This is a genomic window from Limnohabitans sp. 2KL-17 (assembly GCF_003063415.1).
Classification (GTDB): Bacteria; Pseudomonadota; Gammaproteobacteria; order Burkholderiales; family Burkholderiaceae_C; genus Limnohabitans_A.
Genome location: NZ_NESK01000074.1, coordinates 1 through 1,384, shown reverse-complemented (window position 1 = coordinate 1,384; position 1,384 = coordinate 1). Strand labels below are relative to the sequence as shown.

The following is a 1,384-nucleotide window of genomic DNA, read 5'->3' as shown; positions in this document are numbered from 1 at the left end:
CACCACAGCAGAGAAGGCTGCTGCCCAAGCCGTGCTCGATGCGGCCAAACTAGCAGCCGCCAAAGCCACAGCTGAAGCGGACGCGGCGGCCAAAGCGGTGCAAGACAAAGCGGCGGCGGACAAAGCGGCGGCTGAAGAGATTGCTGCCAAAGCGGCCGATGAAGTTGCTGCCGCCAAAGCGCTGGTTGCTGCCCAAACTGCACTGACTGCGGCCAACGCCAGCGGCACCACAGCAGAGAAAACTGCTGCCCAAGCCGTGCTCGATGCGGCCAAACTAGCAGCCGCCAAAGCCACAGCTGAAGCGGACGCGGCTAGCAAAGCGGTGCAAGACAAAGCGGCGGCGGACAAAGCGGCCGGTGAAGAGATTGCTGCCAAAGCGGCCGATGAAGTTGCTGCCGCCAAAGCGCTGGTTGCTGCCCAAACTGCACTGACTGCGGCCAACGCCAGCGGCACCGCAGCAGAGAAGGCTGCTGCCCTAGAGGCCTTCAATGCGGCCAAACTAGCGGCCGCCAAAGCCACAGCTGAAGCGGACGCGGCTAGCAAAGCGGTGCAAGACAAAGCGGCGGCGGACAAAGCGGCCGGTGAAGAGATTGCTGCCAAAGCGGCCGATGAAGTTGCTGCTGCCAAAGCGCTGGTTGCTGCCCAAACTGCACTCACTGCGGCCAACGCCAGCGGCACCACAGCAGAGAAAACTGCTGCCCAAGCCGTGCTCGATGCGGCCAAACTAGCAGCCGCCAAAGCCACAGCTGAAGCGGACGCGGCGGCCAAAGCGGTGCAAGACAAAGCGGCGGCGGACAAAGCGACGGCTGAAGAGATTGCTGCCAAAGCGGCCGATGAAGTTGCTGCCGCCAAAGCGCTGGTTGCTGCCCAAACTGCACTGACTGCGGCCAACGCCAGCGGCACCACAGCAGAGAAAGATACTGCCCTAGAGGCCTTCAATGCGGCCAAACTAGCAGCCGCCAAAGCCACAGCTGAAGCGGACGCGGCGGCCAAAGCGGTGCAAGACAAAGCGGCGGCGGACAAAGCGGCGGCTGAAGAGATTGCTGCCAAAGCGGCCGATGAAGTTGCTGCCGCCAAAGCGCTGGTTGCTGCCCAAACTGCACTGACTGCGGCCAACGCCAGCGGCACCACAGCAGAGAAAACTGCTGCCCAAGCCGTGCTCGATGCGGCCAAACTAGCAGCCGCCAAAGCCACAGCTGAAGCGGACGCGGCGGCCAAAGCGGTGCAAGACAAAGCGGCGGCGGACAAAGCGACGGCTGAAGAGATTGCTGCCAAAGCGGCCGATGAAGTTGCTGCCGCCAAAGCGCTGGTTGCTGCCCAAACTGCACTGACTGCGGCCAACGCCAGCGGCACCACAGCAGAGAAGGCTGCTGCCCTAGAGGCC

At 63.2% G+C, this 1,384-nt stretch carries 1 protein-coding gene; it reads left to right on the top strand.

Annotation, left to right across the window (positions count from 1 at the left end; genetic code table 11):
* A partial coding sequence (locus tag B9Z45_RS17110; RefSeq protein WP_199221937.1) for a hypothetical protein occupies positions 1-1,384 on the top strand: 1,384 nt, incomplete at both ends.